A 13,894-nucleotide genomic window follows, 5' to 3' on the forward strand; every position below is an offset into this window, starting at 1 on the left:
ACCTTTAGCAAAATCTCATACAACAAAAAGTGTGTGAAATACAACCCCAATAAAAGCTAATAGCTTTAGCTAGGATTCTCCCATTAAATCTTTTTGTGCTTCTCACTATAAGCTGTTATAAAACAATCGAGCAGAATATTAAGATGAAGATTCTGTGAGATTTAGAAAACCCGATATAGAAAAAGAAAGAAATAGGGATTTGATGATTGGATATAAAGAAATGAGTCTATGCCGTCAAGAATAATATCGCCAATTCCTAAAAAATATTGATGATATGTTGGGCTTGTTTTAACTCATTCCTCTTGCCATATGCAAGTAGCGATTTATTTTGTCTTGAGGGTCTGGAAGTCTTTTATGGTAGCGCTAGAAAGGGATTTGCTTTGTCGTGATGATTGAAATAAATTGATTTTTTTTGCTGCGGATTTCTTCTGCTCTGCTCTTAAAATATAGTGGTGCTATCTTCCTTTTCTTGAAGCCCAGAATTGCTCTGAAAAAACAAACAGAGTTTGCATGCACTTATTTGTTTCTCTATTAATTAATGTCCGAAATAGTTGGCGGGGATATTTAATCCAAGCTATTGCTTGATTTTTTGTTTAAGCTCTGTAGCTGGATCTTTGATATTTCGTCATGCACAATTACTGATTTATCTATTCTTAGACAGTATTATAGTGATTATCTAGAGAACTCAGAAGTAGGAATAGTGAATTCTAAATTGTTATTTCATTCTTTAAAGCTTGCACTTCTCACTTCCGGAGTTTGGGCGATCGCCGTAACGCAGGTTATGGCAGTACCTTTTACTCCTCCGTCAGATAATTCTGCTCCTCGCCAAGTGAGCGGTGGTGCATCGCGTGGGAACTTACAGTTCGTTCCTCCTTCTGAGAATTCTGCTCCTCGCCAGGGTAGTGGTGGTGCTTCAAGAATTGGTGGATTTATTCCTCCCTCGGATGCTACAGCTCCACATCAGTCATCAGGTGGCGCATCACGAACTGGAGGATTCACACCCCCATCGGACGCAACCTCTCCCAATCAGTCAGTGGGCGGCGCATCACGAGGATTTGAATTTATTCCTCCTACCGATAACCCTATTCCTCAAAGTTCAAGTAGTGGCGCATCCCGTGACGGCTTTAACTTTATCCCTCCGCCAGATAGTGTGGCTCCCATTGTGGCCAGTGGTGGTTCGTCTAGAGAGGGTCTGTTTGTCCCCGCTCCTGATAATGCGAAACCTATTAATGCTGCTAGCGGTTCTTCGCGGACAAATCTTTATGGCACAAGTGCAGAAGCGTTTCAGAGCATCAACGAGTCAATACTTGCGATTACACCTGAGAGCTTTTATGGACAGACATTGGAAGCACGTCCAACGATTCTGGTGTATCTTCCTCGTTCAGATGCCCAACAAGCAATTTTTAGATTAAAAGACGAATCTCAGAATCTTATATATGAGCAGCTTGTCCCTATCTCAGAACAAGCAGGAATTATCATGATTCAGCTTCCCAAAACAGCACCAGCTCTAGCTGTTAATCAGAATTACCAATGGTTTTTGACCTTGCAAACGGAAGACCATATCACCCCAGCTAGTCCCTTTGTTGATGCTTGGATTAAGCGGGTAGAGCCTAGTGCGGAGCTAGCGGATAATCTTATGAATGTCGAGTCTGCTAAAGCCGCAGAGGTCTTAGCTCAAAATGGCATTTGGTACGATACAGTGGCAATTATGGCTGATTTGCGATCTTTACAAAGTGATGTTGGAACTAATGAAGATTGGTCAGAGCTGCTGATTTCTGTTGGTCTTGATCGAGTGACAGAAGCTCCGATCTTAACCACTATCAATAATTAAAGATCTTGCTTTAGCCGATTTTTGTGACTCTATTATTTTGATGCTCGTTTTATGTGGCGAAAGGCGAAGTCTTTTTTTCAAGATATCCATCGACCCTTGCTCATTGTTTGCGGTGTCGCAATTGCTGTAGGGGTTAGTAACTCTCTAGGGTTGTTTGATCTTTTAGAGTGGAATGCCCGTGATGAATTTTTTCGCTTTCGTCCTAGGGAGCCAGTGGATGATCGTATCGTCGTTGTCACTATTGATGAACCTGATATTCAGGCTGTTGGGGATTGGCCGATTCCCGATGAAACGCTTGCAGAATTAATTACTGCTATCCATCAGCAGGAGCCTCGCGTCATTGGATTAGACCTCTATCGTGATTTGCCAGAGGAACCAGGGCATCAACAGTTATTGGAGGTATATAAAAATACCCCAGAACTGATCGCTATTGAAAAAATTACAGGCAGTCGAGTTGCACCACCTCCAATATTGGCTGATTTAGGACGGGTGGCGATCGCCGATCTTGTATTGGATAGTGATAGTAATTTACGCCGGATACTGTTATCAGCTCAGGACAGTCAAGATGAGTCTATTAAGGCAGGCTTGGGAGCTCAACTTGCCATTCTTTATCTTGAGTCTGAAGATATTTCACTAGAAGCAATTGATCCAGATAAACAGACAGTTCAATTAGGCCAGTCTGTGTATCAACCTATGCGACCAGGCACAGCTGGATACTCCAAGGGAGATCTAGGGGGATACCAGATTTTGATGAATTGGCGAGGCTCTGGTGATCGATTTCCGCAGGTCTCCATGAGCGACATGTTGGCAGGAAAAGTTAAACCTGATCTCATGCGTGATCGCATTGTGCTGATTGGCTCTATCGCACCAAGTACAAATGACTTTTTTGAAACACCCTACAGTGGCTCATGGCGTTCTTATAAAACACCACCGATGGCTGGTGTCTTTCTCCATGCCAATATATCTAGTCAATTAATTAGTGGAGCCTTAGAGGGAAGACGTGGGCTACTCGGCTGGTCTTCTTGGCAGCAATGGCTGTGGATTTTTAGTTGGTCTGCTTTGGGAGGGCTCGGAAGTTGGTGGTTAGAAAATCGTAATCATCAAGAAGGACAATCCCTGCGTATTAATGTCGCGGCAGTAACAGGAGGTTGCTCTGTTTTTCTGATAGGAGGAGCTTACAGTGCTTTTCTTGGAGGAATTCTTATTCCACTCGTTCCTCCTCTCACAGCTTTCCTAGCTAGCACTGTGTTCTCAACATCAGACTTTAAAAAACAGCGTTTGTTGTTAACCAATCGACAACTCGAATATGCCAATAACCAACTTCTAGAATACGCTGCAACCCTAGAAGATAAGGTGAATCAGCGAACACAAGAACTCGCCAAAGCAAAACAGTCAGCAGATTCTGCAAATCAGGCGAAAAGTGAATTCTTGGCTAATATGAGCCATGAATTGCGCACACCTCTGAACGGCATTTTAGGCTATGCCCAAATTTTGCTGCGATCGCCACTTGCTAATGCGAAAGAAAAAGAAGGAATTTCGATTATCCATCAGTGCGGCTCTCACCTTTTAACACTGATTAATGACATCCTCGACCTTTCCAAAATAGAAGCTAGAAAATTACAACTCTATCCCAATGATTTAAATTTCCGCACCTTCCTCACGGGTGTAGCCGAAATGTGTCGAATCAAAGCTAAACAAAAAGATGTTGAGTTTCACTTGTGCTTTGATGACAATCTGCCAACTGGTCTCTATGCCGATGAGAAACGTCTACGCCAAGTGCTAATTAATTTGTTAGGCAATGCCATTAAGTTTACAGATCAGGGGAGCATCACCTTTTCTGTTAAATGTTTAGCGTCTCAAGCTAGTCAAATCGAGGCGACTGCAGGATCAGTTCCTGCTCAGGACAATGGCGCGGAAGATAATGAGCTTGAAATTATTCCATCTGAAAAAAATGCTTTACTGTCTGATTCATTAACATCTGAGAAGACAAGAGATTCTCAACGAATGGAGAGTCTGCGTTTTCAGATTGAAGATACAGGCGTAGGCATGACACCAGAACAACTCCAAAAAATCTATCAACCCTTTGAGCAAGTTGGTCGCAACGAACGTAAAGCAGAAGGTACAGGGCTTGGTTTAGCCATTTCGCAGCGTATTGCAAACTTGATGGGTAGCCAACTTCAAGTGGAAAGTCAGCTCGGTGAAGGCAGTCGGTTTTGGTTGGATTTGTCTTTGCCTGTTTCGACTAAATGGACGAATAATTACTCTATTCAAACGGCTAGAAATATTATCGGTATTGAAAATACACCGCCAACGATTCTTGTTGTTGATGATCAAGAATCTGCTCGCTCGATCTTGGCGGATATTTTACGGCCTTTAGGATGTCATTTAATTGAAGCGATAGATGTTAAAAACGCATTATTTTTGGCTAGCGAACACCACCCTCAAGCGATCATTACAGATCTGACGATGCCTGAGATGAGTGGTTTTGAGTTAATGCAGCATATCCGTGAAAATGAAATGCTCAAGGATACTGTTTTAATTGCGACCAGTGCCAGAGTATTTGAGGCTGATCGTCAGAAAAGTAAAGCCGCGGGTGCTCAGGCTTTTTTACCTAAACCTATCCAAGTCGAAGATTTGCTACAAATTTTACAAACACATTTAGATGTCAAATGGAAATATCAAGCTGAAGAGACAGATAAAAAACTTGATTCTTCTTTGGAGCAATCCGAAAAGTTTACTTCTCCTTCACAAGACACTCTAAAGTACCTGCATCATTTAGCTATGATGGGTAACCTAGATGGTATAAATCAGAAACTTGAACAGTTAGTAGCTAGTGACACAACACTGACTCCTTTTACGAAAGAGTTGAAGAAATTAACTAGTAACTTCCAAGTTAAAGCTACGAAAAACCTACTTCAATCACTGATGAACGAGGTAAATCATTAGATGGTGTCTACCGATTTGTCTAAAACATCGGTTGAATCGACTGCATCGCACAATCGTATTCTCCTGGTGGATGATAATGCCACGAACTTAAAAGTATTGACTGAAGCAATTCGAGGTCAGGGTTGGACAACTTTGGTTGCGACAGATGGTGAATCTGCATTAGAGCAAATTGAATATGCACAGCCAAATTTAATTCTTCTGGATGTGATGATGCCGGGAATTGATGGTTTTGAAACCTGTAAACGTCTTAAGTCTAATGATGTTACAGCGGATATTCCCATCATTTTTATGACGGCTCTTTCCGATACTGTGGATAAGGTCAAGGGTCTAGAGCTTGGTGCGGTTGATTATATTACGAAGCCTTTTCAACAAGAGGAAGTCATTGCTAGGGCACGGTTGCATTTAAAGTTATCGCAGTTGAATCAAACTTTGGGTGAGCGTAATGCGGAACTACAAAATTTGAATGACACGCTTGAACATCAAGTGGAAGTGCGTACGCAAGAGCTTTCTAATTCATTAAAAGAATTACAGTCGACTCAGTTGCAGCTGATTCACAGTGAGAAGATGTCAACTCTCGGCCAGTTAGTGGCGGGTATTGGTCATGAAATCAATAATCCTGTCGGTTTTATCAGTGGGAATTTGGGTTGCATTGAGAATTATGTGGCAGATCTCTTGCAACTGCTGAATCTTTATCAGGCTGCGCTTCCTACGCCAAATAGTGAGATTTCTAAATTTATTGAAGAGATAGACCTGGATTATCTCCTCGAAGATTTACCGAAATTAATTGCCTCGATGGATAAAGGGGTTGATCGTATTCATGAGATTAGTCAGTCTTTACGGATTTTGGCGCGGGGCGATCGCGGTGGAAAGATACCATTTCAAGTCCATGACAGTTTGGATAGTGCCATACTCCTACTGAAATATCGTCTCAAGGCTCATGAGCAACATCCTGAAGTGGAAGTGATTAAAGAATATGGAGAACTCCCTGAGATCCAGTGTTATCCAGGTCTATTGAATCAGGTCTTTACGAACTTACTGGCTAATGCGATTGATGCCTTTGAGGAGAGTGATCAAGGGCGAACCTATCAAGAAATTATGGCAGCGCCTAATCAGATTACAATTAGCACTCACTATTTATCTGATACTAAACGGGTCATCATCTCTCTACGTGATAATGGGCCAGGTATGGATATAGCAACTCAGCAACAAATTTTTGATCATTTATTTACGACGAAGCCTGTGGGTAAGGGCACTGGGCTAGGTTTGTCTATTAGCCGTCAAATCATTATGGAAAAACATGGGGGAGAGCTCCAATGTCTTTCGGAATTAGGGGTAGGTACAGAATTTACGATTGAGTTGCCCATGGCATAACTCTCAATGATGCGGCTGATATTTGTTCATCGGCGAATGGGATGGGCGATCGCCAGTCAATTTTAAAGAAGAATGCTGCAAGATATCTCTGTCATAGCCTCTTTAGAATTGACTGGATATTGTTTGGATTTGATGGATTTTGCCAAACTTCTATTCGGGTTTAAGATTATCTGCCTGGCGAAAATAGCTTTCTGCTTGGGTCGTTTCGCCTAAGGCCTGCGCGAGACGTCCCGCCCGATCAAATATTTCAGCATTCTGGATACCTTGGGCGATCGCCTCCCCAATGATCGCATCAGCTTCCTGCCAACGACCAGCTTCCGCTAGAGACCAGGCGAAGGTATTGAGTGTTTCCGCATTACGTCGATGTTTGACCTCTGCCTCCATTAGGGCGATCGCCTCTAATCGATCCATGTCATCCCCACGTTCCAACAACAATTCTGCTAGCTCTCGACCGTGATCGAGGGGATTTGCTTTAACCTTGTCGCGCAAAATTATTTCTGCCTCTGCCCATTGAATACGAGCTGCTTCTTCCTGACCTTGTGCTCTTTTTACCTTTGCTAAAGCCAATAATGCCAACGGATCACTCACCTGTTCATAAAATTTCTGGGCAGCTCGATAATTCTCCTGTTTGTATTCGAGTTCCCCTAAATTCAATAGGGCTTGAGGATAGTCCGGCACAATCGCGAGTGCTTCTTGGTAGAGGGATTCTGCCGATTGGTACTGGCCTTGATCCGCGTAGAGTTTTCCCAACAAAGTTCGAGCCAAAGCTGAGCCCCTTGCTTCTGATGGCTGTTCTACGGCGATCGCCTGTTCGAAGTCGAGCTGTGCCCCAGTCAAGTCCCCTTCTGCCTGCCTCGCCAAAGCTCTCAGCGTTAAACTGGCCATCGAAGGAGAAAATGCAACTAATTTATCGGCCATTGTATTTGCCTCAATAATCTTTCCCGTTGCTAAGTGCGCGGTGACAATAATGGCGATCGCCTCCCCACCAGAAGCCTGTTCTGCAAGGCGAGTTGCTTCCGCAAAATCATGTCGAGCTTCGGCCACTTTCGCCAACGCCACCAAAGCCCCATTATTACTAAACGGTAAATTTTCTAAAGACTGCTGAGCGGACATTTCAGCCATTTGATACCAGCGATCTTCACCCGTTATCCGAGCTAACTTTAAATAAGCCCCAGCTAAACTGGCGAGATCTAAACCATCCTGTGGATTTCGTCGGATGCGAGCATGGAGTGTGGCGATTTCTGCGGTTAAACTTTCTTGGGTTCGTTCCGATGGTGAAAACTGATAGGGATAAGCTTGGGCTGCTGGTGTGAGTTTTGTTCTAAGAATCGGAGCAGTTACCCAAATCGCTGGGAGTAAGCCCAATAGTGCGAATCCGAGCAGCGTATTTCTAGTGACAGATTTATTTTTGAAAATGGACAAAGACGAGATAGACATTGCAACTTTATCTCTCATAATTAAACGACTTTAAGCATTGGTTCCCACCCCCCAGAATTTTTGGATTGGGAGATGGGAGTAAGGATTTAACGGTTTAATTTGCTGGCGCTAGATAGGGGAAATTCTGATCTAAGGGCTGATGTCCTTGCCCTGGATTGCCAGGTGTACCTTCGTAGGACACGTTGTCGGTCGTAATCTTGCCATCAGTCAATACCGAGAGCGTAATATCAACGACGTCATCTTTTAGTAAACGTCCTCGCACGGGGCTACCTTTTGCATTGAGATCGTTGGCATAGCCGCTTTCCCCAGTGGTATCAATGCGCATTACATCGGGAAGGAAGGCACCAATGAGTGAATCAGCTCGCTCACTGCTATTACCGAGAGAGAGTAGAACTTGTTTTACTTCTCCGACGATAGGTGCAACTGCATTTGCTTGTTTTTCTTTGCCTGCTAGGGCTGCGGCTTCAAAGGCGGGAGTGACTTCGTTGAGAGCTTGGAGAAACTCTTGGGTGAAGACTAAGCCTTCATTGACTGCCGGACGTGCCAAGCGTTCTACCTGTTTGAACTTGCCGCGGCGATTTTTGAAAGAGATCGTTTGCCAAACATCGAAGGTGGTGGCTTTGCTGTCTGCACCTTGTAAAAAGTCGATGGGCAATTGGACGGCGATCGCATTGACGTTGTACCCTGTCGCAAAATCAACAGCTTGCGAAGGATCACGGAAGCCTACTGCTGGTCCAATACCTAAAGCACCTGCTCGCACTCGGAAGAATTGTTCTACATCAAAGAAGAAGGGATCCTCCCGTAACCCCGCAAAGACTTTGAGATTGTCATTGCCGAGGGAAACAGAATTCACTGTGGGATCTTGGTTTAGAGGAGTGGTGAAACCTGTCGCTCTTTGTTTACGACCATCGGCGTGGATTGCTGTAACCGTAAACGCTTGGCGTTGATTTGCATCTGGGGCATCAAATTTAAAGCGCAACGTCACATCAGCCTTACCAGCAACTGGCGCATCTTTATCTGTGACCGCGTCAATCATAAATTCATAACGAGCCTTCGTACTGAAATAGTACTGTTGTCGCGCTAATGAACGGGGATTGGTATTCATGATCAACACCAAATTGTCGGCTGATGCCTTTGGATTTTGATCTGACTCTCGGAAAACATACAGATCGGTCAGGTTGAGATTACGACCTTTAATATCTGTTTCACCATCATCATGGTCTGAGGCTTGGACATGAAGTGCACTAGTGCCTGCAATGACTGCAATGCCTAGCAAACTGGCTGTAACTCCGACCACTTTTTTGAGATTGATTTTCTTGGTGCTGATTTGCTTGAGAGAAGAAAGAGATAGTTTCATTGGATTCCTTATTCTTGGATAAGAAAGAAATAGAGTAAATAAGAAAGAAATAGAGCGCATGTTGTGCAATCAGAAATTGCACATTTTCTTGAATGAACTGAATGATTCTTGAATGAAATTTTTTTGCGCAAAGAGTGACGAAAATACTCTGACCGGTAGAGTAATAGCATCAAGGAGATTAGGAAGCTATGAGAGTGAGCTGATCCAAATGCGTAGCATTGCTGCAGTGTTTGCTAGCGCATTTTTGTCCTAGGGCTGATACCTTTAGACTTATTCCTTTGAGCGATGATTTTTCGTCATCTGTAGAGGTATACGCTCCTAATTTAGGATTGGATCTGTCCGTTTCAATTTTTTTCTAAAAAACAGCTTGAATCGCTGCTATGGCTAATTCAAAAAACCTTACGCCACAATGCTTTGAAGATATTGACTTAATGCAAAAAATTGCTCAGCAAGAGCAGGCTGCCTTGGGTCAACTTTATGATCGCTATGCTCGGATCATGTATTCGTTAGCTTATAAAATGCTGGGCACTGCGGAAGAGGCGGAAGAAGTTGTGCTCGATGTTTTCTCTCAGGTGTGGCGCACGGCTGATCGCTATGATGCCCAACGTGGTCGCACGGATTCTTGGCTATTTCTATTAACTCGTAGTCGTGCTCTTGATCGATTGCGGCGACGAAAACGAAACTCGAATGTGGTGGAAGCGGCAATTAGTGAGGCGAAAGTACCTGTTACACGAGCTGGGCGATCGCCTGAGGAAATGTTGCTGATTAAAGATCGTCGTCAGCAAGTGAAGATTGCTTTGGCACAGATTCCACCAGAACAGCAACAAATTATTGAATTAGCTTACTATCAAGGACTAAGCCAGTCGCAAATTGCGAAGCAAACGGGTATTTCTCTTGGAACGGTGAAAACACGTGTTCGTTTGGGGCTTAGCAAATTAAAAGTGCTGCTTCAAGATATGGAGTTGGATGCAAAATAGAAGGCTGGATATTTTAATCCGCGTATCTTGTGATGTTGAAAAATTGCAATTCAAAATTTGTTATTAATAGAGATCCAACTGAAGAAAATAAACGTATACCTTATACGGGTCTAAGTTATTTGATTTTAGATAAAACAAACCGCCATCGAGCCAGATAATGTCGTCAAATCCTATTTTTCCCGATAAAAATCAAGATGCTGAGGAATTGGCTGCTTTGTACGCACTCGATGTTTTGGAGATCGAGGAGCGCGATCAAGTGCGGCAGGCGATCGCCGATTCTGATGACTTTGCTCAGACGGTGAGTGATCTATCGGACGCCGCGGCGGCGATCGCATATGATCTGCCCTCCATCCCCATGTCAGATACTCTTAAAGGCAGACTATTCCAGCGGATTGCCCAAGATACGGTTAATGCTGACTCTGAACTTTATCGGCTACTTCGACTGTCGATTGATGAGCTGAAAAAAAAGAGCGAAACGGTGACTTGGAAACCAATGTCGGGGAATACAGCAGACGCTTACACCGCAACTCTAGAAACGGATGAAGTCCATCAAAAAGTTGCGTTGTTCGTGAAGGCAAATCATGGTGGTCATTTCCCTATGCATATTCACGATAGCGGCGAAACGTTGCTGATGTTAACAGGTGATCTCATCATTGATGGTCTCACCTATACAGCGGGCGATCGCATTGACTCAACAGAGAAATCTATCCACCAACCAGAAACGCTAAATGGTTGTCTGGTACTTTGTATTTCTTCTCTCAATGATGCACTCATCTAGCGTAGTGCTAAAGCGTCGCCCCTATCTTTTACTCTGTTTCATCCTTTAGAAGCGAATGTTGGAATCGCGCACGATCTTAAATTCGATCTCTTGAAGAACCGCTGGATCAACTTTTGTGTCGGGGTTTGGAAAGACGAGAGTTCCTTCTTCACCGACTTTAGCCGTCGCTAATTTTAGTTTGACATTCGCATCGACAAGCTTAAAGTTTTTGACATTGGCAATAGACTCGATGGTGCGGTTAATTAAGCCAGTCCCTTCTTCGGGAGTGAGAGCCTTGAGCGATGTTTCGCCTGTTTGGGATTGCAGACGTTTGTTGGTCGCTTCGAGCTGACTATTTTGACGTTTGAGAGTCGAGAAATTTTTCTGCAGATCCGACAATTCGAGTTTGAGAGAATTGAGTTCTTTTTCGGTGGTACTGGCACTTGTTGAACGTTGACGCAGAATTTTTACCTCTTGTTCGAGGTTGGCGATCGCCTCACTGAGCTTACGATTTTCCTCTGATAGCCCCTCAATAATCTGCTCAGAATCTTTAGAACGTACTGTTCTTTGGGGTTGGAGATTGCGAGGTTGGAAGCTACGGGATACAAATTCTTCAGGCATGGTTTTAAACTCCGGTTAGAAAAAAATTGAGATCGAAAATAACGGCTAAAAATTTAGCGCTCGGGAATATCGATGGGGCGATCGTCTAGTTGCAAACTGCGCAATGTTGTTTTGTTGGTCGGATCCTTCACATCTACAAGCCAACGATTTTTGGCAGCGACATAGGACACATCCACATCCAAGTCCCCAAAAATATCCTTTAAACGCGAGACATCAGCTTTGGCCAGAACTTCTTCTTTTACCTCACTAGGTTTGCGGGCGGGTGGACGAACCTCTTCATCGGGAATGGTCAGAAAACGAGCGCGAATACTCGATAAAGCACCAGCATTCAGACTGCCAAGTTTGTCGAGGTCACCGCTAATCGGCTGGATATTCACCACACCGTCATCATCCTCATCGATCATCATTTTTAGATCGACTTCGATTTCACTGACCGCTAACCCTGTCTGCAAATTGTTCAAACCTGCCGATTGTTCTAGAGCGGCAGCGTTAATTTGGTTTTGGGCTTGCAAAACAGATTGACCAAATTCGCTCAGTAGTGAATCAATATTCATCTTAGCCATTGGTTTCTTCTCCTGCCTCAGCGGTTGTTGTACTTTCAGTTTGATTAATGACATCAAGAGCCACATTTAGGCGAGAAGGAGGTGGCACAGGGGTCAATTTCACTTTCATTTTGGTGGAAATTTCGACGTTGCGATTTAGCTTGCGTTGGGTCTGTAATGCTTTCGTTGCGGCATAAAGTAAGGGTTTGGATTTGACGGTGCCAGAGGTGTCAACTTCCTCAACGACTTTGAGATCCATTGCCACTTCCACTGTCGCTTCGGAAAATGCGAAAAAGGTGGGTAATACACCCAGTTCTAACAGACTCACTTCGACAGGGGGGGATTGTTCGTAACTAACGTCGCCAGATTCGCTAACGGTTTGCTGAATGCGAGGGACAACGGCGACCCTTGTTTCGGCTAATTCTTGGAGTACCTGTGCGGAAGATAAATCAAGGCGAGCTTGACCTTCGGCGACGGATTCGGCAAGTTGGGTAATGAGATCTCCGAGGGCGGCACCTGCTAATTCTTGCCCGGAGTTATTGATATTGCGGGGGGTGAGATTAAAGGCCATGGGAGCTGGCAACCTCCATTAAATTCCGTGGGATAGGGATGGTTTGGCATAATCGGTCGGGAACTCAGCACTCCCTTGGGCGAAAAGCTATTCGTAGTCGATCTATTTGGATCTATACGTGCCATGGCGATCGCCCGAAGTACTGACTGTCCTAACCTTAAAAATCAGAAGCGAATAGACTTAAATCAGACCTATTCTCCGTCCGCTGGGCGATTATCCACAATGATCAGTTGTGGTTCCAGACGCGTTGGCGGGGGAACGGGAACAAGCTTGGTTACCATACGGCTTGTGCCGTTTACTTCCTTACCGAATTTACGGTTGTGGGATACCTCAGCTTTGATCGACGCGCTCCACATTGCGAAGCCTGCCTTTGCCTCAGCCGTTACTTTGACATTCGTTTCGCGGCTAGTTGTCGTCTTGATGTCCATCTTGACTTCGATTGTTGCCTCAGAAAACTGATAGAACGTTGGCATTAAACCAACTTGCAACAAAGAGACGTCAACCGGATCGGCTTGGGTGTAGCTCACCGTGCCATCTGCGGCGATCACTTGCGTGACACCGAGCACGATCGGAATTTCCGTCTCCGCCAAAATCGTTGCCGTTCTGACAGAATTGCTATCCAAAGCTGCCTGAGCATTCGCGATACCCATCGCGAGCTTGGCAACCATATCCGGCAAAGGTACATCTAGTAGTTCTTGTCCAACACTTGCCATAATGAGTTCCTCAATATTTCATGGTCATCGTTGGTAGATTCACGCCTGAGAATTGCCATAGAGCCGTTGGAAGGCTAGAAATTTCTCTGGTTCCAGAAAAACACTGCCCACAAAAGTAATACCTGGCTCTTGCTTCAATCCCATCCCCAACTCGTACGGCAACTGCGCCACAATCCAAGTTGTACTTTGGATCGTCACTCTGCCACCACAGCGATTGACTAAGCCAAGGGCATAGGTAATAGGACGGGAAGATTTGATGAGAAAGAGATGTTGTTGATCGGAATCTGGTAGAGCAAGGTTAACTTCTGCACCAAAGCTACGCGCAATGTCATTTGTCATTTTGTCTACCGTTTAACTCTCTTTGCTTTTAGACTCTACGAAGCACAAAAGTGACATCAAGGATATTCTTTTAAGCTTAAATATTTCGCAATAAAAAATGTTTTTCAACCAATTTTTTTGATGTAAAAATGCTTTTTAGAGAATTGTGACGGCAAAGTCTTAAACTCTTGAAACATATGCCCTGTGAAGATCTCATGAAAAACCTACGCCATTATGCGTACAAAATATTGAAATCAGGATAATTTAATGGTTGTTCATAAAGAAAAGGTGAGTTTTAGAAGTTCCCACGTAGTAATAAAAATATAGTTCCTTTAGAATATGAAGTTTCTTGTTTTGTTCTTGCTGTTATCCGGAATTTTTATTTGTAGATTGTAGGGCGGCAGAGAAATGTTTAGAAAAAGAGAGTTTTACTTGATTGCTTTATTTAGAGGT

Annotated in this window: 12 protein-coding genes; 5 read left to right on the forward strand and 7 right to left on the reverse strand. The window is 43.9% G+C overall.

Annotated elements, in window-relative coordinates; translation table 11 throughout:
- Positions 1–700: 700 nt before the first annotated feature.
- From LEPTO7376_RS22935 to LEPTO7376_RS22945, 3 genes are read left to right on the forward strand one after another with little or no spacing between them, the layout of a single operon-like run.
- Positions 701–1,831, forward strand: coding sequence for a DUF928 domain-containing protein (locus LEPTO7376_RS22935; protein ID WP_015136373.1), 1,131 nt, complete (start codon positions 701–703; stop codon positions 1,829–1,831).
- Positions 1,832–1,882: 51 nt separating this feature from the next.
- A complete protein-coding gene (locus LEPTO7376_RS22940; protein ID WP_015136374.1) occupies positions 1,883–4,777 on the forward strand; it encodes a CHASE2 domain-containing protein in 2,895 nt (964 codons plus the stop codon).
- Positions 4,778–6,148 carry a response regulator gene (locus LEPTO7376_RS22945; RefSeq protein WP_015136375.1) on the forward strand — a complete coding sequence of 457 codons (1,371 nt, stop codon included), beginning with the start codon at positions 4,778–4,780 and terminating at the stop codon, positions 6,146–6,148. It abuts the gene before it with no gap.
- A gap of 150 nt (positions 6,149–6,298) precedes the next feature.
- Here LEPTO7376_RS22945 and LEPTO7376_RS22950 read toward each other — a convergent pair whose 3' ends face one another.
- A complete protein-coding gene (locus LEPTO7376_RS22950) occupies positions 6,299–7,585 on the reverse strand; it encodes a tetratricopeptide repeat protein (RefSeq protein WP_015136376.1) in 1,287 nt (428 codons plus the stop codon).
- Between the two features lie 94 nt (positions 7,586–7,679).
- Complete coding sequence (locus tag LEPTO7376_RS22955; protein WP_015136377.1) at positions 7,680–8,942, reverse strand: DUF4331 domain-containing protein; 1,263 nt, start codon at positions 8,940–8,942, stop codon at positions 7,680–7,682.
- 380 nt (positions 8,943–9,322) lie between these two features.
- Between LEPTO7376_RS22955 and LEPTO7376_RS22960 the strand changes: the two genes are divergently transcribed.
- Both LEPTO7376_RS22960 and LEPTO7376_RS22965 read left to right on the forward strand, forming a co-directional pair.
- On the forward strand, positions 9,323–9,919 hold the full coding sequence (locus tag LEPTO7376_RS22960; RefSeq protein WP_015136378.1) for a sigma-70 family RNA polymerase sigma factor: 597 nt from the start codon (positions 9,323–9,325) through the stop codon (positions 9,917–9,919).
- A gap of 157 nt (positions 9,920–10,076) precedes the next feature.
- Positions 10,077–10,697: a cupin domain-containing protein gene (locus LEPTO7376_RS22965; protein WP_015136379.1), complete on the forward strand. Its 621-nt coding sequence runs from the start codon at positions 10,077–10,079 to the stop codon at positions 10,695–10,697.
- 45 nt (positions 10,698–10,742) lie between these two features.
- Here the strand turns inward: LEPTO7376_RS22965 and LEPTO7376_RS22970 are convergent, their stop codons facing one another.
- From LEPTO7376_RS22970 to LEPTO7376_RS22990, 5 genes are all read right to left on the reverse strand, one after another.
- On the reverse strand, positions 10,743–11,297 hold the full coding sequence (locus LEPTO7376_RS22970) for a hypothetical protein (protein WP_015136380.1): 555 nt from the start codon (positions 11,295–11,297) through the stop codon (positions 10,743–10,745).
- A 53-nt stretch (positions 11,298–11,350) separates the two neighbouring features.
- A complete protein-coding gene (locus tag LEPTO7376_RS22975) occupies positions 11,351–11,860 on the reverse strand; it encodes a hypothetical protein (protein ID WP_015136381.1) in 510 nt (169 codons plus the stop codon).
- Positions 11,853–12,410 (reverse strand): DUF2589 domain-containing protein, encoded by a 558-nt coding sequence (locus LEPTO7376_RS22980; protein WP_015136382.1) that lies wholly within the window; start codon positions 12,408–12,410, stop codon positions 11,853–11,855. Before LEPTO7376_RS22980 ends, LEPTO7376_RS22975 begins: the two co-directional genes overlap by 8 nt.
- Positions 12,411–12,601: 191 nt before the next feature.
- On the reverse strand, positions 12,602–13,123 hold the full coding sequence (locus LEPTO7376_RS22985) for a hypothetical protein (protein ID WP_015136383.1): 522 nt from the start codon (positions 13,121–13,123) through the stop codon (positions 12,602–12,604).
- A 39-nt stretch (positions 13,124–13,162) separates the two neighbouring features.
- Positions 13,163–13,462: a hypothetical protein gene (locus LEPTO7376_RS22990; protein WP_015136384.1), complete on the reverse strand. Its 300-nt coding sequence runs from the start codon at positions 13,460–13,462 to the stop codon at positions 13,163–13,165.
- Positions 13,463–13,894: the final 432 nt, after the last annotated feature.

Origin of the sequence: [Leptolyngbya] sp. PCC 7376 (genome assembly GCF_000316605.1) — a bacterium.
Lineage (GTDB): Bacteria > Cyanobacteriota > Cyanobacteriia > Cyanobacteriales > MRBY01 > MRBY01.

What these genes read in the sequence shown, in the direction of transcription:
- LEPTO7376_RS22940 (WP_015136374.1), top strand. Translation starts at nt 1,883, where the DNA reads ATGTGGCGAAAGGCGAAGTCTTTTTTTCAAGATATCCATCGACCCTTG.
- LEPTO7376_RS22945 (WP_015136375.1), top strand. Translation starts at nt 4,778, where the DNA reads ATGGTGTCTACCGATTTGTCTAAAACATCGGTTGAATCGACTGCATCG.
- LEPTO7376_RS22950 (WP_015136376.1), bottom strand. Translation starts at nt 7,585, where the DNA reads ATGTCTATCTCGTCTTTGTCCATTTTCAAAAATAAATCTGTCACTAGA.
- LEPTO7376_RS22955 (WP_015136377.1), bottom strand. Translation starts at nt 8,942, where the DNA reads ATGAAACTATCTCTTTCTTCTCTCAAGCAAATCAGCACCAAGAAAATC.
- LEPTO7376_RS22960 (WP_015136378.1), top strand. Translation starts at nt 9,323, where the DNA reads ATGGCTAATTCAAAAAACCTTACGCCACAATGCTTTGAAGATATTGAC.
- LEPTO7376_RS22965 (WP_015136379.1), top strand. Translation starts at nt 10,077, where the DNA reads ATGTCGTCAAATCCTATTTTTCCCGATAAAAATCAAGATGCTGAGGAA.
- LEPTO7376_RS22970 (WP_015136380.1), bottom strand. Translation starts at nt 11,297, where the DNA reads ATGCCTGAAGAATTTGTATCCCGTAGCTTCCAACCTCGCAATCTCCAA.
- LEPTO7376_RS22975 (WP_015136381.1), bottom strand. Translation starts at nt 11,860, where the DNA reads ATGGCTAAGATGAATATTGATTCACTACTGAGCGAATTTGGTCAATCT.
- LEPTO7376_RS22980 (WP_015136382.1), bottom strand. Translation starts at nt 12,410, where the DNA reads ATGGCCTTTAATCTCACCCCCCGCAATATCAATAACTCCGGGCAAGAA.
- LEPTO7376_RS22985 (WP_015136383.1), bottom strand. Translation starts at nt 13,123, where the DNA reads ATGGCAAGTGTTGGACAAGAACTACTAGATGTACCTTTGCCGGATATG.
- LEPTO7376_RS22990 (WP_015136384.1), bottom strand. Translation starts at nt 13,462, where the DNA reads ATGACAAATGACATTGCGCGTAGCTTTGGTGCAGAAGTTAACCTTGCT.